Source organism: Halalkaliarchaeum desulfuricum (genome assembly GCF_002952775.1).
GTDB lineage: Archaea > Halobacteriota > Halobacteria > Halobacteriales > Haloferacaceae > Halalkaliarchaeum > Halalkaliarchaeum desulfuricum.
This window is the reverse complement of record NZ_CP025066.1, coordinates 2,783,580-2,806,144: the sequence shown is the minus strand read 5'-3', so window position 1 is coordinate 2,806,144 and position 22,565 is coordinate 2,783,580. Positions and strand designations below refer to the sequence as shown.

The window sequence follows — 22,565 nt, the reverse complement described above, 5'->3', positions numbered from 1 at the left end:
ACAGTTCGGCCCAGAGATCGATTCGGGTCCGGTACTGGATCGCTCGACAGTCGACGAATCAGATGATAACGATCGGTTCGAGTCCTCGGCCGATGTCGAGGCTGTCCCTCGGACGAACGTCACGCTGCTCACCGGCCACACGGTGCAGGTGATCGAAACCGGCGATGAGCCCCGGTACGACGCCGATACTGACGACACGATGCACACCGTCCGGACTGCCGAAGGAACGTACGTCTTTCCCGAAGGCGTCGACTTCGACAGGTTCGATCCGGAACTGTTCAACGTCGACAGGCTGATTGAAGACGGCTACGCCGACGAAGATACTGACAGCGTCCCGGTAATCCTCCGCGAACGGACGGATCGCCCGGACCGAGGGAACGGGATCGGCGTTCAGTCCGCCGAGAACGCGAGTGATCGGGTCGGCGTCTCCGACGCGTTCGAGCGTGGAATGGCCGGAACGACAGGATTGGACGTCGCAAGCTCTCACGCGTCGATCGGTGCCGTCTCGGGATCAATCGACAAAGCCGGTGCGGAAGCTACCTTCGAACAATTCCGCGACGACGACTCGATCGAACGGGTTCACTACGACGCGAAATACGAGGTCCAACTCGACGACGCGGGGGACGTAGTTTCTGCCGAGGAAGCGTGGGAAGACTACAACGTCTCCGGAGAGGGCGTCACGGTCGCCGTGCTCGACACCGGCGTCGATAGCGATCATCCCGACCTCCAGCATGCAGTCGTTCACGAGAAAGACTTCACTGGAGAAGGAACAACTCACGACGAACACGGGCACGGAACCCACGTTGCGGGGATTGTAGCAGGGAGTGGCGACGCCAGTGACGGGACGTACGTCGGCGTCGCGCCTAATGCGAGTATCATGGATCTGCGGGTACTGGATAGTAGTGGAGGTGGAAGCGCTTCGGACATCATTGAAGCAATCGAATACGCCGACGAGAACGATGCGGATATCGTTTCGATGAGTCTTGGCGGATCAACGAGTTCGGATGATCCGTTTTTCGATGTGATTGACACAGTCGTCGCTAATGGAACAACAGTGATCGTTGCGGCCGGTAACGACGGCGACGATTTCGAAACGATCGCTTCGCCAGGTGTTGTACCAAGCGCAATCACGGTCGGAGCTAGCGATAATTACGATGATATTGCATGGTTCTCCTCTCGCGGACCAACACCGATCCGCAATCATGTGAAGCCGGATCTAGTAGCACCGGGGGTAACAGTCACCAGTGCCGAAGCCGATACCGACGACTACACCAGTAAAAGTGGGACAAGTATGGCAACTCCTGTAGTCGCCGGGGCTGCTGCACTGGTAATCGAACAAAACGGTGAACCATCACCGTCAGCAGTGAAGAGCCAATTGGTGACTACCACGGATGATATTGGAGATTACAATGTGTATACAACTGGTAGTGGCCGTCTCAACGTTACGGATTCTCTTGATTCGAATCTGATCATTAACAAACCAACAACTGATATTGGAAGTATTTCTACAGACAGCTCTACGTACGAAACAATCGAGATAACAAATTCAGGAGAGAGTGAGCGAAAACTAACTCTTTCAGCATCTGCAACCTCGATAGATGGAGAAGCAGGGAATCTTAGCCTAAATCAAACTGAGATATCAATTGATCCAGCAGAAACAGTCCAGATCGAACTCCATGTTACTGCTGACACTCCCCGTAATAGCTATGCGGGGAATCTTCAGATAAACGATGGCGAGTATAAATCTAACTTCGGCTATTCGGTGGATGCAAGATACGAACTCACTATCGAAAAATTAGCCCTCGATGACGGTGATGTGAGCGGAGATTTCGTTGGGATTCATGATCACGACCGCGATGGTAAGACCATGACGGACTCTATTTCTGCTACTACTAGCGACAGTTCTGAGGGGGAAGCCTCGTTCGGTGTTATGGGGGGTAATTATACAGTTTTCACAGTAGGTACTGACGGCCCATCGGGGAAGTCGATACTAATGGCAGAAACGGTAACTGTGACAGAAAACAAGACGATAACCTTTGATGAAGCAGAAACAGTCACCTATTCGCCTGATATCACCGAATTGGAATCGATCCACGGCGATCTGGAGACCATACGACTGAATGCAAAATTAGGGACCGTAGACGATACCGTAACGTATTATGAGGTACGTGATTCTTTCCCTGAAAACCGAGACGTCCGGTTCAGTGAAGGCGATTTCAACGCCACCGTCTCCCATCTCCTCGCACCCGATGGCCACCACCCCGACGAGGAGCGCCACCTCGATACTCCAGACGCTTTCCATCTGTTCCATCAGACCCAGGGTGTGAACGGTGACGAAACGTTCGTCGTCGAGCAGGACGACCTCGCCGCCGAGAACGTGACTTACTACCGGGAAGATTCCGCACAAACCTACGATGTCGAACGGATCGTCGACAATCCCATCCTGAACGATCCCATCGGCACCGGCCAGTGGTCGCTCCGCGACCGCACGAACCAGACGATCTACTCCTCACCACACGACATCCCGACTGCGCCGTCTTACCGCCTCGAAGTCGAGGACGAAAACGAGGACTGGATCATCCGATCCGCCGAGGACTTCAAGCCCGCTGGCGGCGTGGAAACTCCGGTTGCGGTGAACAAACACCCCTTCACTGGGACTGCGAGCGTCGACGTCGGCGAATACGTCGAGGAGGACAACGTCCAGCTGACAGTGAACCCCCAGGTCTCCCAGGGCCCGGTTCGTGGAATCCTCGAAACCCGCGACGACTCGACTGACTACACCGTCACCAGGGACGGCTCCGTCGTCGATCAGGGTCAGGTCGATGGTCCGACGGTCTCCTACACGGCGGACGACTCGCTTTCGGATGGCACGACCTACGAGATCGTCACCCAGGCCGAAAACGGGGATCGGTCGCTCTCGACGTCGACCCGCACCGCCGTCCGAACGACCTACACCGAGGGCGGCGACAACACCCCGCCGACGGTCGCCGAGATCACGCCACCTGAACTCTCGACCGAAAACAGCCTCCCGACCGGTCCCGTCGACATCGACCTCACCGTCGAGGACGACAACCCGGAGGATCTCACGGTCTTGGTGCGCTACGCCGACGGGACGGTTACGAGTGATCCCTACGACGGATCGATCACCGACACCAGCGACGACTGGCACGACGCCTCCGTCACCGCCGTCGACACAGACGCGGGCGAGTACCGCGCCACCATCGACACCGACCTGGGGACCGACACCGTCCACCTGGAGGTTGCGGTCCTCGACGATGGGGGCAACGCGATCTCGACGGCCGCCTACGACGCCTACGCGGTCGACGACCGCGAGACTGGCGGCGTGATCGTGTCGGACGCCTCCCTGACCGACGAGACGATCCAGACGGGCGAGACTGCCGAGGCCACCGCCACCCTCGAGAATCTCGATCCCGAAGCGACCGAGTTCGAGGCGGAGTTCCGCCTGACCGACGACGACGGCAGCGTACTGACTGTCGCGAGCGAAACCGTCCACCTCGACGCCGAGGAGTCGACCACTGTTACGCTTTCAGGTACCGTCGACTCGGCGGGCACCTACAGCGCCGACGTGAGCGGCGAACCCGCCGGACAACTCGCGGTCGAAGGGCCGGCCGTCTTCGAACTCTCCGATGGGACTTTGAATCGAACGGAGATCGAACCCGGCGAAACAGTCGAGGCGTCCGCCACTCTCGAGAACGTCGGCGACGAAGAGGGAACTGTCACCGCTGACCTCGAAGTGAACGGCACCGTCGAGGCAAGCACTGATGTGACGCTTTCAGCCGGGGAATCCACCACCGTCGCCTTCAAATACGAGCCTGAAACCGAAGGCGAGTACGGGCTGGAAATCGTCGCCGAGGACAATGACGGCGGTGAAACCACTGCCGACGCCGGTACACTGACCGTTTCCGAACCCGATCCGGCCGAATTCGTCGTCTCGAACGCCCAGACGAGCGACGTCACCATCGAGGAAGGGGAAACGGTCACAGTTACTGCGGACGTGGAGAACGTCGGCGACGAATCCGGTTCCTTCACTGCCGAGTTCCAGGTCGACGATAGCGTCGAGGAGACAACGGCTGTCGAACTCGATCCCGGAGAGGAGACGACAGTTTCGTTCGATCGGACGTTCGACGAGGCCGGCACCTACTACCTCGCTGTGAGCGACGAGTCCGCCGGCGAGGTGACGGTCACCGAACCAGGTGAGCCCGCATTCGAGACGCGTGACCTCGCAGTCGAGGAGAACCCGATCCTGGAGGGCGACTCCGTCGATATCACTGCCACAGTCGAAAACGTCGGCGACGACACCGGCGAACACACCGCCGAACTGATCGTCAACAACAGCGTCGTCGCCAGCGACACGGTGCAGCTCGATCCCGACCAATCGACGACCGTCAGCTTCACACGCACGTTCGATACGGCGGGCGAATACGCCGTCATGATCGACGACGCCGGTCCGATCACCCTGGCCGTGGAAGAGCCCGCGGCGTTCGAAACGACGGACGCTTCGCTTTCGGAAAGCGAGATCGAAGCCGGCGACTCCGTCCAGATCACCGGGACCGTCGAGAACGTGGGTGATCGCGAGGGCACCCACGAAGCAACCCTGTTCCGTGATGGCGACGCTGTCGAGACGACCGCGGTGACGGTTGCCGGCGGGGAAACCGAGACTGTCACGTTCGACCGGACGTACGAGAACACCGGGACGTACGAACTGAAAATAGATGACGCGCACGCGGGAGACCTCACGGTTACCGAGCCCGGGTCCCCCGCGTTCGAACTGAGCAATGGAACGGTGACTCCCGAGGAACTCCTCGACGGCGAGTCGGTCACCGTCGAAATCACCGTCGAGAACGTCGGCGATGATGTTGGCGAACACACCGCCGAACTACTCGTCAACGACACCGTTGTCGCCACTGAAACGGAACAACTCGATGCGGGAGACTCGGCGAATCTCACGTTCGTCCACACGTTCGATACCGCTGGCAACTACGAGGTCGCGGTCGACGACACTCACGTCGGATCCGTCGATGTGCTGGCCCCGGCGGACGTCGAAATCGTGAACGCGACCCTCGGAGACGAAGAGATCGACGCGGGCGACTCCGTCGGCGTGAACGTCACTGTCGAGAACCTCGGCGACGTCGAGGGGACCAGGTCACTTGCACTCCTGGCTGGAAACGAAACGCTTGCAACCCAGAACGTCACCGTCACCCCGGATTCGCAGAAGAACGTTAACATTACTCATACGTTCGAGAATCCGGGAGACTATCAACTCCACGTCGAGGATCACTTCGCGGGCAACCTCACCGTTCGGGAAGCTGACGAATCCACCGACGGTGGGGACAGCGGAGACGGGGAGAGCGGTGGAGATGGTGGGGGCAGCGGAGGCGGTGGACCTCCGCCGGGCTTCGGAAGTTCCCCCGACGACGGGGACGAACAACCGGACCCCGAACCCGAGGTTTCGATCGACAGCTCCCCGGGCGGGGCACTTGTTTCGGTGACGGATCCGGGCCAGGAACTGCTCGAGTTGGAGCTGAATGAACCCGGGGATGGTTCGTTCGTCCACAATAGCCTCCAGATTACCCCCGGCGAGGAGGCCGACGACTTCCAGCTCGACGTCTCTCCACCAGCCAGTTCGCCCCGCGAAGCGCCGGAGCCGACCGAACACCGGGCGATCGGCTACGTCGAGGTGGAACGGATCGACATCGAGAACGAGGACATCGAGAAAGCAGAGTTCGTGATTACACTTCGCGGCCATCAACTCCCGGCAGACACGACAAAAGAGAACGTGACGATGCTCCGCTACCACGACGGTGAGTGGGAGGAACTCGAAACCGAACACCTCCGTGGGGATCGGTATGCCGCCGTGACACCCGGCTTCTCCGAGTTCGCGGTTGCCGTCGAGGGCGCTCCCGAACCGGCCTTCGAAATCGTCGATGCCGGTGTTGACGATCGAACTGTTCTGACCGGGGACGCAGTCACTGTGCGAGCAACGATAGCGAACGTCGGCGACGCTGAAGGTGCCTACGAGACGCAACTCCTCGTCGAAGACGACGTCGTGTCCACCGCCGAGGTGTCGATCGAACCCGGCACGTCGGAAACTGTCGACCTCTCGGCGACGTTCGAATCGCCCGGCACCTACGAAGTGACTCTCACAAAGTGGGAAGAGCCGATCGAGGTGGTCGTCGAACCGGACAATGACGCGGCCCCCTCTGATGAGGAACAAATAACCGAGGAACCTGCGGTCGACGATCCCCGGGATGCAGAAGACGACGACGGGCCGCTCCCGTTCCCGGACGTGCCACGATCGGTGTGGACATCCGGGTTGATCGGGATGATCCTGGTGGCGCTGCTGGTCAACCTGCTTGCTATCGGTCCCGAGGTGTTCTCGGCACCGAAGCACGGTGAAACGAACTCCCGTACCGATGGTGGTACCTCACCGGAAAGAGCCTCCCAAGAAAGCACATCCTCGGAAAGTACATCCCGAGAGGGCACCGGAAAAGAGGAGACTCTTCCGAACACCGAAGACACCTCCGAAATCGGAGAGGAAGCCGAATTCGACTGGGTCCAAAACTACTGATCGGATCGACCTCTAATAAAATGAATTTTTAATGTCTCAATAAATGAAGAAATCTCTCAGTACCGTTCGGTAATCAGTAAATACAAAAGTACCACCAGTCCCCTACAATATTGTAGGAGCGCCGATACGGGCATTGTCCCGAATCCGCTCCGACACCCATCTCCCCCCGGGTGACCCCGCAAGGGGTTTTTCAGCGACACCGAACCGGTCACCGACGGGTTCGTCGGCCGCTCGTTCGCGAAGATCCGTCAGGATCCTTTTCCCTGCCGGGATCGACAGTCGTTTCATGCCCGACTTGCTCGACACCTATCTCGAGAACCGATCGCGCATTCAGCCGAACCACACGAACAACTACGGGATGGCACACGGGGGCAACGTGATGAAGTGGATGGACGAGGTCGGGGCGATGTCGGCGATGCGGTTCGCCGGCCAGACGTGCGTGACAGCCAGCATCGAGGGGATGGACTTCGAGAAGCCGGTCCCGCAGGGCGACACCGTTCTCATCCAGTCGTACGTCTACGCCGCCGGGCGGACGAGCGTCCGCGTCCGGCTGCAGGCGTACCGCGAACACCCCCGGACCGGCGAGACCGAACGAACCACCGAATCCTACTTCGTGTTCGTCGCGATCGACGAGGACCGATCGCCCGTCCCGGTCCCGGATCTCGCGGTGACGACTGAAAAGGGGCGCCGGCTCCGGGAGGAGGCGATCGAAGGGGAGAAAAAACACTGAACGCCGCCACACAACTCCACGTCGCTGCACCGGTTCGTTTTACAGGCTGCCCGACGACAGTCCCGACATGAAGGTCCGCGGCGAGCGCGAGTGTACCGACTGCGGGACGCGGTGGTCCTACTACGACACCGGGGAAGTCGCGTGTCCCGACTGCGGGAGCCTCCGGAGCGTCGGCGTCGAACGCGAGCGCAGGCGCCACACCGACGCGCCGGCGACGCTGGATCTCACGCGGTTCCGGGAGGCGGTCGCCGACGCCGAGCCGACTCGGGGGACCGACGCCGATCTCGAGGGGATCGACGAGATCGCAGCCGACCTGGGGTCGACCCTCCGCGAGTACCTCCGGAAACGGGGGTTCATCCGCGGCGGCGAGCTGCTGGAACTCGACGACACCTATCTGGCTGCCCGCGAACTGCTGGAGGTCGTCGACGCGTACAGACGGCTCCGGGAACCCGACGAGGCGGCGAGCCTCTACGTGCTCGAACTGCTGGAGGGCGCCGACGACGGCGAGAGGCCGGGGACGGATGCGGTCCCGGCGCAGCTGGCGCCGGCCCGGGGGCTGGCCGTCGCGACCGTCGTCGAAGCCTACCGGGACGAACTGGTGACGTACCTGGGCGATCTCGAGGAGGGCGCCGCATTCGGGGGAGACACGTCGGCCGAGGAAGTCGCCGACGCCACTGACGCCACTGACGACACCGACGTGACGACCGTGCTGGGGAAGCTCCGGGATCGAACCAAACGTGTCCGGGCGCTGGAGGGTGACGTCGATCCTGCCGAGGCAGAGACGCTCGTCGACGCCGCCCGAGAGATCGGCGCGTACCTCAGGGAGGACGACCTCGACGCGCTGGCACGGGCTCACGACAGGCTAGCCGACGTAGTCTGAAAACGGGGAGCGGGGAGTTATCGGAGGGTTACTCGAGATACGGCGCACACACGCGCTCGATCCCCGTCTCGAAGTCGATCCGAGGTTGCCATCCGGTCGCGGCTTCGAGTTTCGAGGGATCCGCCCGCGTGTGGTAGACGTACTCGTCGTACGGGACGTCGACGTACTCGGGGTCGACGGCGGTTCCGAGTACCTCGTTGAGACGCTCGATCATTTCGTCGAAGCTGTACGCCTCGCCCGTGCCGACGTTGTATATCCCGGAGAGCCGCTCGTCTGCGACCTGTTCGGTCGCCCTGACCGCGTCCTCGACGTGGACGAAATCACGTGTTTGCGAACCGTCGCCGAAGACCACCGGCGACTCGCCCCGGGCGATGGCGTCGGCGAACTGCGAGACGGTGTTTGCGTAGCCGCCCTTGTGGGCTTCGTTGCCGCCGAACCCCTGATACACCGAAAAGTACCGCAGCCCAGCCACCGAGCAGTCATCGTCCGCGTACGCCGACGCGTACCGCTCCCTCGCGAGCTTCGACGCCTCGTATCGAGTCTGCGGTCGGACGGATAGCGACTCCGGCGACGGCCGCTCCCGGGTTCCATACACCGAAGAACTGGAGGCGTAGACGACCGTCTCACAGCCGAGATCGATCGCGGTTTCCACCGTGTTCACGAACCCCTCGACGTTGACCCGAGCACCGCGTTCGGGCTCTGCGTCGTGCATGTCCCGCGAGGACAGCGCCGCAAAGACGAACAGCGCGTCGACGCCGCCGAGCCGATCCCGGACAGCGCCCGTCAGGTCCGAATCGAGGACGCTGGCCTCCATGAACTCGACATCGTCCGCCAGGTTGTCGGTGGTTCCAACGGAGAGGTCGTCGACGGCGAGAACGTCGTTTCGGGGTGCGAGGCGGTTCGCGAGGACCGATCCGATGAAGCCGGCGCCGCCGGTGACGAGTACGCGGGCATCCTCCATGCGGGAACGACCCCGGGGCAGCCCAAAAGCTCTGTCGAGTCGGCCGCTCGGACGCCCGGATTCCTGGATGACTCCGCCGGAATATGCTCACCACGCATTCCCCGGTCCCGGAACGTTTCCGCAAGTTATAGCACGACTGCGGGTAAAGTGCCGGCAATGAGTCGGAACATCCAGGTCAGCCAACTCGACCGGCGCGCGGTCGAGGACCAGGAAGTCGAAATCGTCGAGCGAAAGGGGGTCGGACATCCGGACTCCATCTGTGACGGCATCGCCGAATCGGTCTCGCGGGCACTCTCGCAGATGTATCTCGACAGGGTCGGCCGAGTACTCCACTACAACACCGACGAGACACAGCTCGCCGCCGGGTCGGCCGCACCCGCGTTCGGCGGCGGCGAAGTCGTCGAGCCGATCTACATCCTTATCGTCGGGCGGGCGACCCGGAAGTACGAGGGCCAGTCGCTCCCGGTCGATTCGACGGCGCTTGCGGCCGCCAGGGACTACCTCGCCGAGCAGATTCCGAAGCTGGACTTCGGCACGGACGTCGTCGTCGACACTCGGCTGGGCGAGGGCTCGGGCGACCTGCAGGAGGTCTTTTCAGAGGAGGGTGCCACGGTCCCGATGGCGAACGACACCTCCTTCGGCGTGGGGCATGCCCCCCTGACGGAAACCGAACGGATCGTCTACGCCACCGAACGACAGCTCAACACGACCTACGCCGCCGACAACCCCGAACTCGGCGCGGACATCAAGGTGATGGGCAAACGCGAGGACGACCGCATCGACATCACCGTCGCGGCGGCGATGATCGACGAACACATCCAGGACCTGGAAGCGTATGACGACGCCGTCGAGGGGGTTCGCGAGTTCGTGACCGACCTCGCGCGCGACCACACCGACCGGGAGATCCACGTCGACGTCAACACCGCAGACGACTACGAGGACGGCTCGATCTACCTCACCGTCACCGGCACCTCCGCAGAGCAGGGCGACGACGGGTCGGTCGGGCGGGGGAACCGTGCCAACGGGCTCATCACGCCGAACCGGCCGATGAGCATGGAAGCCACCTCCGGAAAGAACCCGGTGAATCACATCGGAAAGATCTACAACCTGCTCTCGACCGAGATCGCCGAGTCGGTCGTCGACGAGGTCGACGGAATCCGCGACCTCCAGGTCCGCTTGCTCTCCCAGATCGGCCGCCCGATCGACCAGCCACACGTCGCGGACGCCCAGGTCGTGACGGCCGACGACGTCGAACTCGCGGGGATCCAGGCCGACATCGAGGCGATCGTCGACCACGAACTCGCGAACGTCACGGACGTCACCCGGCGGGTCGTCGAAGGCGACATCTCGACCTTTTAAAAACAGTAACCGGGGCGTCGGGGGTTCTCAAACGACGACCAGCCACGGCGCACTCGCGACGAACAGCGTCGAGAGCAGCCCCTCCCGGCGACCGACAGTCTTCAATGCAGGCGTCGCGTCACCGCCGGCTACCCACGTTCGACCACCGGCGACGGCGAACACGACGGGTGCACCGAGTCCCAGCGGCCCAGTGTACCAACCCGCAGTGACAGCAAGCAGCGCGAGTCCATGATAGCTCAACGACGCCCGGCGGAACAGCGCCTCTCGAGGACCCGTCGCCGAAAGGAGGCTCTGGACCCGGATCACGCTGCCGACGTGAAACGCCAGAAACAGGAGCCAGAGGAGACCAGCCGTGCGGCTCTCCAGCCCCAGCAACACGCTGCCGGCGGGCACGACGACCGACAGCGCGGCGAGCCCGGAGAGTTCCCCACCGAGGGGGATCGGCCATCCCGTATTTCGCACTCTGACGTCGAGTACGACCGCCGGGACGGCGGCAGTCGCGAGTATCCACACTGGCGCAACCTGGATCGCCAGTCCTCCCGCCACGAGCAGGATCGCCGCCGCTTCGACCGTCGCGATCACGAGAAGGCGACGTCGAACAGCGGGGTCCTCGCGCATCCCGCGGCGGCGGAGCGCTTCCCGGAACAGGAGCGCAAGTATCGCGAGGACGACGAACGCAGCGAACGCCCCGAGCCTCCCGTCTGCCGGCAGTCCCCTCGCAACGACGACGGCGATGGGAGTCAAGACACCCGCAGTGAGCATGACCCACGCGCCGTGTTCGGTCGGAATCGGTGGCAGAACGCGGTGTCGCGTGGAGCCGTTCGACCGGGAGGTTCCCGAACTCATCGCTCGGTATTTAAAATATAGACACGTATGTCTCCCGATTTCCACCGATCACAACGTATCCCTCGAACCCATCACGAACTCGCCATAAAACAGTTGAAATCGGCCACAACAACCGACCGCGACCGGGAGGGAGCGGTCACACCGGAAATTCCGAAATCCGGTTCAAATGATCGGGACGTTGATCGCCGAGAACAGGACGGCCATCCGGAGGAACCAGCCGCCGATGATGACGAACCCGAACTTCGTCACGTATGCGGCCTTTTCAGTCGTCCCACCGATCGAGAAGCCGTCCATGCGGTTCGCCAGGATGACCGCACCCGAAATCACGAGCGGCAGGATGAGGCCGATCACGACGACCCCGATCCAGAACTCGAAGGCGAAGGTTTCAGTCAACCGTTCGAAGGTGGCAACGCCGATCGCTCCCTGCGCCTGGAGGACGTACAGGAACACCGCCAGGATCGCGATCTCGCTGAGGATGACGACGTCGTCTGCGAGGCTGAACTCGTGAACGCCGGTGCCGTGGACGCCCTTCTTTATTGCCGTGACGGCGATCGTTGCACAGATTCCCATCGAGAGCCCGCTTGCGAGGAACAACAACGGGAGCAACACGGGGTGCCAGAGCGGAACGACGGGGTAGACGTCGCTGATCAAAAGCGCAGTGTACACGATCAACACGATGCCGACGATTGCGCCGATCGCGTTGAGTGCGAGACGCTCCTTTGTCGTCGGGCGAGTGAAGTCGGCGAGACGGTTGATCCGTCTAAACGGCAGTCCGAACCCAGTTCCTTTACCGAATCCGAGCCAGAGCGCCTGGATGACGGCAAGCAGGACGAACACGGCGATGATCCAGACGCCGATCGTCATCCAGGAATTCATTTGGGTGAACAGCCAGAAGTACGCGACGTTCGTGGGTTCACCGAGGTGGAACAGCAGTCCGAGACCACCGACGGCGATGCCAAGAACAGAGATGACCATCCCCCATCTGGCTGTCATACGGTACGCGTCCGACCGTTGTTCGTTGCGGTAACTCAGATAGTCGGCGACGGCTCCGGTAACGTAAGCGCCCCCGGCCAGACCGCCGAGGAAGAGGTACGTTCCGATCAGCGTCCCCCACAGTTCTCCGGGTGATTCAAACATGATTTTTGGCTCCTGATTGTATTTTGATGGCTGTCATTTCTCTGTGCTGTACTCAGTAGGGATCGGGTGCCTCCAGTCCCAGGTCGGCGTGCGTCGTCGGCCCCGAAACCCGATCGGTGTCAACGTCGGAGGGATCTTCCCCCACGTAGGTCACGTTCGGGTTCGACACGTCCGCGTGGAGCTGGAAGACATCGTCGTCGTCGAAGTCCTCCAGGTACTGGTTCGGGTCGCTTTCGGGATCGTTGAGATCGCCGAATTGGATTGCGTCCACCGGACAGGCGTCGGAACACGCTGTGCTCCCCTCTTCATCCTCGGTGAACCGACGGTGGGCACAGAACGTACACTTGCTGCAGGAGCCGTCCGGCGGTGGCCCCGCGACCCACCGGTCCACTTCGTCCCGCCGCTGTCCAGTGAAGTACCCGGTCATGTCGGAATAAACGAACGAATTGACGTGGTACGGGCACGCGACCTCGCAGTACTTGCAACCGAGACACGTGTCGTAGTTACACAGGACACGGCCGTCGTAGTGCTGGATCCGCGAGTGGTTCGGGCACACGCGCACGCAGGGCGCGTCGTCACAATGTTGACACGGGCGAGGGAGCGACTCGCAGTCGGTTTCGTCCTCGTATTCGCGGTCCTCCCGCTGGTAGCGGTGGACGTACATCCAGAAGTCGCCGACGTGCGTTTTGTTTTCCTCTTTACAGGCCTGGACACACTGGAGGCATTTGATGCATGCCTCCGTGTCGATGACCATGCCCATGCTGCGCTGACCGATAGACTGGGCGGCGACGCTCTCCTGGTTGCTCTCGGCATCGAGGTTCTCGAAGGTGTCGTCCTCCGAGTCCTCCGAGAGGAAACCGGATGTCCCGGCAGCAGCCGCGCCGGCTGCGGCCGCTCCGCCGGCTTTCATTACCGTCCGGCGGGATACCGCTTGGTCACCCAGCGGAATGTGTGGATGGGGAGTGTCGTCAGTTCTGTCCTCGGAGTCACCACCGAGCGTCGCCTCGAAGTCGGCGTAGTCGACGTCGAACTCCTCGCTCACCTCCTCGCGGTATCGCTCGTGAAACTCCTCCTCGGAGAGCTCCCCGCTCGTTATCCGGCGGGCGTCCTTGGCCATCCGCTTTGCCAGTTCGGTGTCGTAGTCGACATCGTCGAGGAGCCGTTCGGCCCGTTCGTCGATGTCGTCGTATGGGTTGTCGTTCATAATTTCACTGTGTTGGGCAGTGCTCGACTCAGCAGGGACGGTCGATTTCTCTCGTCAACCACCGTCGAGGCTCATCGTTTCGGTGTATCACCGACCGATTCGTCCCGTTCACGGTGAAAAATACGTCAGTGACCGGGATTGATATTCGGCTGTATATTCGGTCGGTTTATATACAGGGAATTTCGAGGGGCCTTTACGCTCAAACCCCGAAAAAACCTTCGTTCGAGGGTAATAGCGGTGAATTCGGACGTTCGTCCGAACCGGGCTTATATCACGGTGAACAGACCCAGGAACAGGGCCAACACCACCGTCGATGCGATTATCCCGGTCGCGATCACGAGGAAGTATCCCAAACCGATCGCCGCAGTTCTCATGTCCTGTGGACCGTCCGTAAACCACCCGATCACGATCAAATACAGCGGCAGCCACAGGACCCCGAACAGCACGTAGAGGCCGAGTGTCGTCGTACTCATGCTTCCACCTCCTCGATCGATTCATCGGAACTCCGACAGCAGACACCGGTCCCGGAACACATCGGAATGATCTTGATGAGGACGATGAACGCCAGGATCCCCACGAACAGCACACCGAGCGAAATCACCCATTCGACGGTCGTCGGGAAGTAGACGCCGTGTTCGTACGGGAGCCCGACCGGGAACATCAACGGCTCCAGCACGGCCAGGTTCTTCTTGATGAACACGCCGAACATGATGATCATCGATGCGACGACGGTGACCTCCGGCGTGATCGTCCGGTAGACGTACACCCACGTCAGTGCGAGCATCGGGAACACGAGCAACGCGATCGATGTCCAGAAGTACGTCGACAGCGCGCCGTACAGCATCGCGTCCGCGATCGAGGCACCGCCCAGCGGCGCCATCGGGAACACCATCGGCATGAACTGATTGAACAGCGCGATCAGGTACACGAAGGTGAACAGGCCGAGTGCCTTCCCCAGGTTGAAGAACATCGAGTCTGGCAGGGCGTCCTCGAGGTCGTAAATCCGCCGCATCGCGTACGCGATCACGGTAAGGGCCCCGATCCCGGCGGGGATACCACCGGTGATGAAGACGACCCCCTGGATCTTGCCGTAGTATCCCGGCTGTGGGCCGACGACGCCGAACAGCCATCCCGGAACCATTCCGGCGGTGACGACCAGCAACAGCATGCCGGCGCCCATGTATTTCAGCATCGAGGTGAGCTTCGGTCCTTCCGTTGGTGAGTACCCCACCGTCAACAGTTTCTGCGGGATCCGGGCACGAAGCGGCAACTCGACGTCCATCCAGCCGTAGTCACGGCGAAGTGACATCGCGAGCATCGTCGTCGAAACCACGATGAGCATGGTGACGAACGTCACGTCCCACGCAAGCGGCGAGTGCTGGACCGTTGTTGGCCAGCTTTCCATCACGTAGATCACCCGCTCGGGGCGACCGAGGTCGATGACGATGAGGAACGACGCACAGATGGCGGCGATCACCGCCCACAGCTCTCCCAGTCGGGCCAACATCTCGTAGTCGTCGATCCCGCGGAATCGGATGTAGCCCGCGAGCGCGATCGATCCGAGGGCGGAGCCGGCGTACCACTCGAAGGCGCCGATGTACAGCCCCCAGGTGACGCCGGCCTGTGTTCCCCACGACGCCATGTCGGTGACGACCAGTCCGTACCGGAGCTGGTGGACGAGCGCCTCGGCGTAGATCGCCCCGAACGCGAGCAGCGCGATCAGTACCGCGATATACTTCTTGCTGATACTGGTTAGCGGGTTCAGTACGGTCTGCTCTGCGAATGTTTCCTGATCAGTTGCCATCGTCTTCACCTCCGTCGCTGTAGACGTCACGACCCGGACGGTCCCTGCTCAGTCCGATGTCTTCGGGTTTCGTCGGGCCGTCTACTGGTTCGGGATGCCCCTCCGGTTCGTTGCCGATGTAGAACACGTTCGGGCTGGTGTTCGCATCCTTGAACAGCCGGAACTTCGAGGAGTCCTTTTTCTCTTCGAGGTGCTGTCTCGGAGGACTCTCCGAATCCTCGAGGTCGCCGAAGTGGATCGCGTCGACCGGACAGGCGTCCTCGCAGGCGGTGGTTCCCTGCAGTTCGGGGTCGTCGGAAACCTGACGCTGAATGCAGAAAGTACATTTCCCCATCACGCCCTGCGGCGGATCGCCGGCGGCTGTCCGACCGTCGATCTCCTGATCGTAGTCGAATTCGTCCTCGGATTCGATCCACTGGAAGTAGTTGACGCCGTACGGACACGAAATCTCACAGTATCGGCAACCAGTACACCGGTCGTAGTCCGTGAGGATGATTCCGTCCTCCTCGCGGCGGTACCGGGAGGCCGTCGGGCAAGCGTTGACACACGGTGCGTCCGAACAGTGCTGACATGGCCGCGAGAGGTAGTGTTCCTGGTCGGTGTAGTCGTCCTGCTGGTACCGGAACACGTACATCCACAGCGATCCCTCGGCGGTGTTGTTCTCCTCGTTGCAGGCTTGCATACACTGCAGACAGGCGATACAGCGTTCGGTGTCGATCACCATGCCCATCTGCTTGTCGGGCTCGGTCTCCGGCTGGCTGTCCGCCGCGACGCCGGCCCCCTGCAGCGCTGCGGTGCCGCCGACCGCGGCCGCCCCCAGCATTCCGGCAGTCTTGAGGACCGAACGACGGGTCGGCCCGTCGCTTCCGGGAACCCCCGGGAGCGGGCCGTCGGAGCCCGGATTCGGGTCACCCGCCGCAGGTCCCGGTTCGCCACGGGACGTGGTGTGTGCCATCTCGGGGTCCGTCGGCCGGTCGTCGACACCGAACTCCTCGAGGATCGCCTCGTTGTATTTCTCGTGGAACTCGCGATCGCTCATCTCGCCGGCGGCCAGTCGGCGGGAGTCGCGAGCGAGTTCGATTCCGAGCTCCGTGTCGTACTCCACGTCGGCCAGAATCTCCCGCGCGCGTTCCTCGTCGATCTCCTCGGCTTTCTCGTTGCCAACTGCGTCACGAAAACCGTGGGTCGATTGTGACTCCCGATACGGCGGATCGTTTCCCTGACTCATAGCTGTATAATTTAACTAGAGGAGGGAAAGGGTCCGTTTGAATATGACAGTAGTTTATATACCTCCTGTCGGCCAAACCGAATCCAGTCCCCCCGCGCCCAAACCGACACAACTGGAGACAACTGGCGTCATCCTGCCCTTTTCGGGGAGATACGAAACGCAGGGGGTGCTGTCGAAGCACGTGTGAAAATTACCTTCAGTATTAACGAATAATCACGATGATTTTGGATATTCCGTCACGAAAGTGCGGATAGCAACTGTAGAAGACAAACTGAACATCTTCTCTACTGGAATATTGGAGATGAAAACTCCAAACAGCAACTCGAATACGATCACCGCCACGATGGGATCCTTCAAGATGGTTCCGATCAAGATGGTTCCGAAATCGGCCCGCGATGTGACTTAAATATCTTCATAATCTTTACCAGTGCTAATGGCTTCTGGAGTCGACAGTTATTGTATGAGCAGTGACGATCACGAACGGCAACGTCCCGACGACACCTCAACTTCCGAAGGTTGTGACGGTGGTGACTGTCCCCGGACGAAGCGTCGGCTTCTCCTGAAATCGGCGGCCGCCGGCGGGACAGTCGCGCTCGCAGGCTGTCTCGGGATGTTCGAAGTTCCCGAAGAGAAGCGGTACGTGGGCCGTTCGGATCCACCGGATGCAGAGCCCGATCCCGACCCCGATCCCGATGAGGATGAGGAACCGGATGAGGATGAGGACCCCGATGAGGCCCAGGCGTTCGACGTGAATTTCCTCCGTGATGAGACGGTGGTAAACATTTCCGAGGACCAGGACCTGTTGAACGCCGGTGAGGAAGCTGGACTCGATCTCCCTTACCAGTGCAGAACCGGGGTCTGTGGCGTCTGCAAGGCCAAGACCAACCGCGACGCAACCGAGGTCCAGGAGATGGACGGCAACCAGTACCTGGATGACGAGGAGATCGCGGAGGGCTACCTCCTCACCTGCGTGAGCTACCCGCGCGCGGACTTCCCGGTCGACACCCATCCCGACGAGGGAGACGACATCTGGGACGACGTCGACGACGACGAAGACGACGCCACCCACGCCGTCGAGTTCCAGAACAACGCCGCCACGCTAGACATCTCCGAAGACGAAACGCTTCTCGACGCCGGCCTCGAGGAGGGACTCGACCTCCCCTACCAGTGTGAAGTTGGAGTCTGTGGGGTCTGCAAAGCCAAAACCGACGGTGACGCCAACGAGGTGCAGGAGATGGACGGCAATCAGTACCTCGACGACGATGAAATCGAGGATGGGTACCTCCTCACCTGCGTGAGCTACCCGCGCGCGGACTTTTCAATCGACGAAAACCCCTGATCGATATCGGCGAGAACTCCCAGACCGTCTCTGACAGCGTTTTCGTTTCTTTTCGTTCCGATCCGACCCCGCGTGTCGTCCCGGAACCGCGTCCCGGATCCACTCGGAACCAAAAAGCCTATTACAGATAACCTGTAATCTACATTTGCGGGAAGAACACTCCCCTGGCACCCGCATCGCTTTTGTCGTCCCCGACTGACGGCCCTTCCCCGGGGCCGAACGTAGCGTTGGCTACCGGCGCGTTCAATCGTCGAATCAAAAGAAAAACGGGCCCGACTGGTTCACCGCGTCGGGTGGTCGATCAACTGACGATCCGCCGGCGTGCACCGTGAACTCGGTGTTCTCGCGCTTTGTGGGTTTATTCCCACTCGATGATCTCGAATTCGCTTTCGAGAATACCGACGTTGTAGAACTCGCCCTCGTTGGTGATTTGCACCTCGTAGGTGACCGTTCCGGTCTCTTCGTCTTCCGGGATCGGTTCCCAGGTAGTTTGCCAGTACTGGTCCTCGTCGTCCTCTCCTTGCCACTCGAGTTCGGCCTCGAAGTCCCGGTCGGTGATGAGCATCGCCTCGTCGATCACCTCGGGTCCGACCGGCTCGCCGGTCGAACCGTCGTAGACGCCGATGTCGAAGATCGGCGTCATCCCCGGCACGAACGCACGCGAGGGGCCACACGTCGAGACGAACTGTGCGCCGTCCGGAATGCCGCCGCTGGAGGCACGAATGTCGTCGGTGACGACGTAGTTTTTGGGGTCGTCGAAGTCGATGACCTCGAACTCGCTTTCGAGGATGCCGACGTTGCGGTACTCGCCCTCGTTTGTCACCTGCACCTCGTAGGTGACGGTTCCCGGCTCCCAGTCGTCGGGAACCACCCAGCTCTGGTCCCATTCGGCGTCCTCATCGCTGAATTCGAGTTCGAGCGTCGGCCCGTCGTCGATGTCGACGGTGGCCTCGTCGACGACGTCGTCGCCGACGATGTCGCCCGTGGCAGGGTCCCAGATGCCGATCTTGAACACCGGCTGCATTCCTGGGATGAACTGCCGCTGGGGCGAGCAGGCCTGCGCGAAGCCGCCAGCACCCTCGGGCACGCCCGCGGACCCGGCGATGATGTCGTCGGTGACGACGTAGTTCTGTGGCTCAGGCGTCGGTTCCGGCGTCGGTTCGGGTGTCGGCTCCGGCGTCGGCGTCGGCTCCTCTTCGCCGGCACAGCCGGCCAGCGCCACCGACGCGAACCCGGCCGTCCCCGCCAGTACCGCCCGACGCTGCGTCGAAACACGACCTCTGCTGTCAGTTGTTTGGCGTTCCCTCTCCTCGTCAACCGCTGGACTGTCCCCTGGCATCATACTCAGGTTTCGACTTCAAGAACATATGTTGTGATGTCGAATATACATGTGTTTATAAGCGGGTTCTTGAGATTAATTATACAGTTGTTTATGATTGGGCAGAAAACGTTGAACTCTCGGGTCCGTAGGTCGTCGGTGCTGACTCCGGGTTCTGATGGAAAACAACAACTAGCGCGAAACCACCAGTATTCAATCCCCCGCGGGCAATTTCCAGCGGATCTCGACTCGAAGACCGCGAACGAGTCGGAACGAAGACTCACAAAAGCCAAACAGTTCCAGTCCGTACTCGGGTCCATGGTAGAGCCACCCCAGACCGACGAAGGCTGGTACGTACTCCACGACTTCCGGACGATCGACTGGCAGCACTGGCAGGAGACTCCGCAACGCCGCCGAACGCGAGCGATCGAGGAGGGACAGGCGTTCCTCGAGGAGTGTGAAGCCCTCGCAGACGCCGAGGACGGGCAGTCGGCGATATTCTCGATGATGGGGCATGAAGCCGATCTGCTCATCCTTCATTTTCGTCCGACGCTCGATGACCTCTCGGCGCTAGAGCGCCGGTTCGAGACGACCGGACTCGCCGCGTTTACCGAACGATCGACGTCGTACGTCTCGGTGACCGAGGTCTCGGGGTACGTCTCGGACGACTACTTCAAGGAAGACGCAGAGGAAACCAACGAGGGGCTGCGTCGATACATCGAAGGCAAGCTCGAACCGGAGATTCCCGAAAACGAGTACCTCTGCTTTTACCCGATGAACAAGCGACGCGGGGAGAAGTACAACTGGTACGCCCTCTCGTTCGACGAGCGCGCGGAGTTGATGGAGGGCCACGGGAAGTTCGGTCGCAAATACGCCGGCGACGTCTCGCAGGTGGTCGCCTCCTCCGTCGGACTCGACGACCACGAGTGGGGAGTCACGCTGTTCGCCGACGATCCGGTTCACCTGAAGGATATCGTCTACGAGATGCGGTTCGACGAGGCCTCCTCGCTGTACGGCGAGTTCCCCTACTTCTACGTCGGCCGGCGGTTCCCGCCGAGCGATCTGGGGGCGTTCCTCGAAGGCGCGAAAGTTCCCACCGCCGAACACGACGAACCCGAGCAGGAACACGCCCATGGAGAACGCCACGGCCATGGCCCACCTGGCGAGACCGACGATGCCGACGACACCGCCGATGCCGACGAGGCCGACGAAACTGACGAGATCCGCGGCCAGCTCGAGGAAATGGACATTTACGCCGGGAAGCCACACGGCGAGGACGTCTATGCGACAGTGCTGTACTCCGAGGCGGAGGCGGAAGACCTGTTCGAGGAGGTCGACGGCCTCCGTGCCAATTTCGACCACTACGACACGCACGTCAAAACCGCCGTCTACCGCGGTCGCGAACGCGACCGCAACGCGGTCGTGAGCATCTGGGAGACCGACTCCGCGGCCGAAACTGCCGCCGGGTTCCTGTCTGAACTCCCCGAAATCGTCTCGCGTGCGGGCGAGGAATCCGGCTTCGGAACCATGGGGATGTTCTACACGATCAAGCCGGAACACCGGGACGATTTCATCGAGAAGTTCGAAACCGTTGGCGGCATGCTCGCCGAAATGGACGGCCACCACGACACGGATCTGCTGATCAACGTCGAAGACGAAAACGACACGTTCATCGCCAGTCAGTGGCGCTCCCGCGAGGACGCGATGGCGTTCTTCCGCTCTGACGCGTTCCGCGACACCGTCGACTGGGGGCGGGACGTCCTTGCGGACCGGCCGCGGCACGTGTTCCTGGCCTGAACAGCCGTTTTGCGAACCGTATGTGTCCGTTTCTATCGTTCGAAGGTGACGAGAACGTGCCGGAGCGCCGGCAACGCGCGGTGGGCGGCCCGCACCTGTTCGGTGACGGCGTCCGGATCGAGGCCCTCCCGCCGGAGGAGCCGTTCCAGCACCCCGCCCCCAGGTCCGTCCGCGACTGCGAGATACAGCTGCGACCACTTTCGGAACCGACCGACGCTGTTGTCGGTGAGATCTCTCACCCGCCGAACCCTGAGCCCGCGTTCGGCCATCGTCGACAGATACCTCTCCCGTGGACGGGGACGAGGCATGTCCCACGCCTCGCCGAACCGCTCGAGGTCGTCGTCGGGGACGCCGGCGTTCCGATCGGCGACGAGATCCGAAACGACGCCGACGCCGCCGTCGGCAAGCACCCGGGAAAACTCGTCGAGCGCCCGCCCGATAGCCGGCACGTACACCAGCGAGTCGACGGCGACGATGGCGGAAAACGCGCCGGTCGTGAAAGGGAGCCTCGTCGCGTCGCCCACCAGAAACGACGGTAAACCGGTGTCACTTCCCCGACGTTGGGACGACTCTGCGCCGTCCTGGGCCCGAACGACGTTTTCGGTCACGAGGTCGATTCCGACGACGTCGAAGGGAGTCCGTTCTCCCAACCGGTACGTCGGACCGCCCCGTCCGCAGCCGACATCGAGCAGTTTTCCGGCCGACCTCGCGGGGAATCCGTCCTCCGCCGTGGAGGGTCTGTGGTGGCGGTTCAGCTCCGCGACGACGAGCTTCGCGAGCCTGTCCTGGGGCGAACCCAGCAGATGACTGCCGTATCGCGGGGAGTACCCGAGGTTGAGAAACGCGTCGGTGTCGAGGAACGCGTCGAACCCCCGCCAGATGTCGGCGCGTTTGCCCCGCCCGGAGAACTGGTCGGCGATCCGCCGGGCGAGATCCGGATCGGTCATGCGCTTTCCTCGCCTACGGTTCCGCTTGCGCTTTCGATCGTGAAACCTCGGAGTAGCAGTACTCCGAGTCGTCACAGTACGGCAGGTCGCTACAACACTGGGGACGCTGATAGTCGATGTCCCGGTGCCGCCGGAGGAAGGTCACGTAGCCGTCGTCAACCCGATCGAGTTTCTGGTGACACAGCCACTTTTCGCCGAACCGGTCGGCCGCCAGGTTCCGGTAAGGACACAGAAAGATAGTCCGGCGGACCTCATCCACGCGGGGCGTTTCGACGATCCGGACGCCGACCAGCCGGTAGGCGAGCCGAAGTCGACGGACGATCGTGTCCGGCGACGCCGCCCGGAAAAACAGCAGGTGGGCGAACGCGTAACCGAACGCGTGCAGGAGTCGTTCGAGCATACCCGAGATTGCGCCGGGGACGTCAT

General features: G+C 61.6%; 19 protein-coding genes and 1 pseudogene. 7 read left to right on the top strand and 13 right to left on the bottom strand.

Annotation, left to right across the window (positions count from 1 at the left end; all coding sequences use genetic code 11):
- Positions 1-58: 58 nt before the first annotated feature.
- Both AArcSl_RS17480 and AArcSl_RS17475 read right to left on the bottom strand, forming a co-directional pair.
- Positions 59-487, bottom strand: a complete 429-nt coding sequence (locus AArcSl_RS17480; protein ID WP_245883270.1) for a hypothetical protein — start codon at positions 485-487, stop codon at positions 59-61.
- 24 nt (positions 488-511) lie between these two features.
- Positions 512-718, bottom strand: a complete 207-nt coding sequence (locus AArcSl_RS17475) for a hypothetical protein (protein ID WP_245883268.1) — start codon at positions 716-718, stop codon at positions 512-514.
- Between AArcSl_RS17475 and AArcSl_RS17815 the strand changes: the two are divergent.
- Positions 689-1,339: pseudogene (locus AArcSl_RS17815) on the top strand (S8 family serine peptidase); the annotation flags it as partial. The gene AArcSl_RS17475 and the pseudogene AArcSl_RS17815 overlap by 30 nt on opposite strands.
- Positions 1,340-2,128: 789 nt before the next feature.
- Here AArcSl_RS17815 and AArcSl_RS17470 read toward each other — a convergent pair.
- Positions 2,129-2,311 (bottom strand): hypothetical protein, encoded by a 183-nt coding sequence (locus AArcSl_RS17470; protein ID WP_245883266.1) that lies wholly within the window; start codon positions 2,309-2,311, stop codon positions 2,129-2,131.
- A 12-nt stretch (positions 2,312-2,323) separates the two neighbouring features.
- Between AArcSl_RS17470 and AArcSl_RS17465 the strand changes: the two genes are divergently transcribed.
- The 3 genes from AArcSl_RS17465 to AArcSl_RS13910 all read left to right on the top strand — a co-directional run bounded on the left by AArcSl_RS17465 (position 2,324) and on the right by AArcSl_RS13910 (position 8,199).
- Positions 2,324-6,589: a CARDB domain-containing protein gene (locus AArcSl_RS17465; RefSeq protein ID WP_245883264.1), complete on the top strand. Its 4,266-nt coding sequence runs from the start codon at positions 2,324-2,326 to the stop codon at positions 6,587-6,589.
- A gap of 286 nt (positions 6,590-6,875) precedes the next feature.
- Positions 6,876-7,319, top strand: a complete 444-nt coding sequence (locus AArcSl_RS13915) for an acyl-CoA thioesterase (protein ID WP_119820544.1) — start codon at positions 6,876-6,878, stop codon at positions 7,317-7,319.
- A gap of 67 nt (positions 7,320-7,386) precedes the next feature.
- Entirely contained in the window at positions 7,387-8,199 is an 813-nt protein-coding gene (locus tag AArcSl_RS13910; protein ID WP_119820541.1) for a DUF7117 family protein, read from the top strand.
- 28 nt (positions 8,200-8,227) lie between these two features.
- Here AArcSl_RS13910 and AArcSl_RS13905 read toward each other — a convergent pair whose 3' ends face one another.
- Positions 8,228-9,160, bottom strand: a complete 933-nt coding sequence (locus AArcSl_RS13905; protein WP_119820538.1) for an NAD-dependent epimerase/dehydratase family protein — start codon at positions 9,158-9,160, stop codon at positions 8,228-8,230.
- Between the two features lie 156 nt (positions 9,161-9,316).
- On the opposite strand from AArcSl_RS13905, the gene AArcSl_RS13900 reads away from it, so the two are divergent.
- Positions 9,317-10,519 (top strand): methionine adenosyltransferase, encoded by a 1,203-nt coding sequence (locus AArcSl_RS13900; RefSeq protein ID WP_119820535.1) that lies wholly within the window; start codon positions 9,317-9,319, stop codon positions 10,517-10,519.
- A gap of 27 nt (positions 10,520-10,546) precedes the next feature.
- Here the strand turns inward: AArcSl_RS13900 and AArcSl_RS13895 are convergent, their stop codons facing one another.
- From AArcSl_RS13895 to AArcSl_RS13870, 6 genes are all read right to left on the bottom strand, one after another.
- Positions 10,547-11,365, bottom strand: a complete 819-nt coding sequence (locus AArcSl_RS13895; RefSeq protein ID WP_119820532.1) for a YwiC-like family protein — start codon at positions 11,363-11,365, stop codon at positions 10,547-10,549.
- Between the two features lie 162 nt (positions 11,366-11,527).
- Complete coding sequence (nrfD, locus tag AArcSl_RS13890) at positions 11,528-12,502, bottom strand: NrfD/PsrC family molybdoenzyme membrane anchor subunit (RefSeq protein ID WP_119820529.1); 975 nt, start codon at positions 12,500-12,502, stop codon at positions 11,528-11,530.
- Between the two features lie 52 nt (positions 12,503-12,554).
- Positions 12,555-13,706 (bottom strand): 4Fe-4S ferredoxin N-terminal domain-containing protein, encoded by a 1,152-nt coding sequence (locus tag AArcSl_RS13885; RefSeq protein ID WP_119820526.1) that lies wholly within the window; start codon positions 13,704-13,706, stop codon positions 12,555-12,557.
- A gap of 266 nt (positions 13,707-13,972) precedes the next feature.
- Positions 13,973-14,179: a hypothetical protein gene (locus AArcSl_RS13880; RefSeq protein ID WP_119820521.1), complete on the bottom strand. Its 207-nt coding sequence runs from the start codon at positions 14,177-14,179 to the stop codon at positions 13,973-13,975.
- The gene (gene nrfD / locus AArcSl_RS13875; RefSeq protein ID WP_119820518.1) at positions 14,176-15,510 is read right to left on the bottom strand and encodes an NrfD/PsrC family molybdoenzyme membrane anchor subunit; all 1,335 of its coding nucleotides are present in this window, start codon (positions 15,508-15,510) and stop codon (positions 14,176-14,178) included. Before nrfD (AArcSl_RS13875) ends, AArcSl_RS13880 begins: the two co-directional genes overlap by 4 nt.
- Positions 15,500-16,738: a 4Fe-4S ferredoxin N-terminal domain-containing protein gene (locus AArcSl_RS13870; protein WP_119820515.1), complete on the bottom strand. Its 1,239-nt coding sequence runs from the start codon at positions 16,736-16,738 to the stop codon at positions 15,500-15,502. The genes nrfD (AArcSl_RS13875) and AArcSl_RS13870 overlap by 11 nt, the downstream gene beginning before the upstream one ends.
- A gap of 460 nt (positions 16,739-17,198) precedes the next feature.
- On the opposite strand from AArcSl_RS13870, the gene AArcSl_RS17460 reads away from it, so the two are divergent.
- A complete protein-coding gene (locus AArcSl_RS17460) occupies positions 17,199-18,077 on the top strand; it encodes a 2Fe-2S iron-sulfur cluster-binding protein (protein WP_119820510.1) in 879 nt (292 codons plus the stop codon).
- A 358-nt stretch (positions 18,078-18,435) separates the two neighbouring features.
- Here AArcSl_RS17460 and AArcSl_RS13860 read toward each other — a convergent pair whose 3' ends face one another.
- The gene (locus AArcSl_RS13860) at positions 18,436-19,416 is read right to left on the bottom strand and encodes a hypothetical protein (RefSeq protein WP_119820506.1); all 981 of its coding nucleotides are present in this window, start codon (positions 19,414-19,416) and stop codon (positions 18,436-18,438) included.
- Between the two features lie 297 nt (positions 19,417-19,713).
- On the opposite strand from AArcSl_RS13860, the gene AArcSl_RS13855 reads away from it, so the two are divergent.
- Positions 19,714-21,192, top strand: a complete 1,479-nt coding sequence (locus AArcSl_RS13855; protein ID WP_119820503.1) for a heme-binding protein — start codon at positions 19,714-19,716, stop codon at positions 21,190-21,192.
- Between the two features lie 32 nt (positions 21,193-21,224).
- Here AArcSl_RS13855 and AArcSl_RS13850 read toward each other — a convergent pair whose 3' ends face one another.
- Both AArcSl_RS13850 and AArcSl_RS13845 read right to left on the bottom strand, forming a co-directional pair.
- A complete protein-coding gene (locus AArcSl_RS13850) occupies positions 21,225-22,139 on the bottom strand; it encodes a class I SAM-dependent methyltransferase (RefSeq protein ID WP_119820500.1) in 915 nt (304 codons plus the stop codon).
- Positions 22,140-22,152: 13 nt separating this feature from the next.
- On the bottom strand, positions 22,153-22,539 hold the full coding sequence (locus tag AArcSl_RS13845) for a hypothetical protein (protein WP_119820497.1): 387 nt from the start codon (positions 22,537-22,539) through the stop codon (positions 22,153-22,155).
- Positions 22,540-22,565 lie beyond the last annotated feature (26 nt).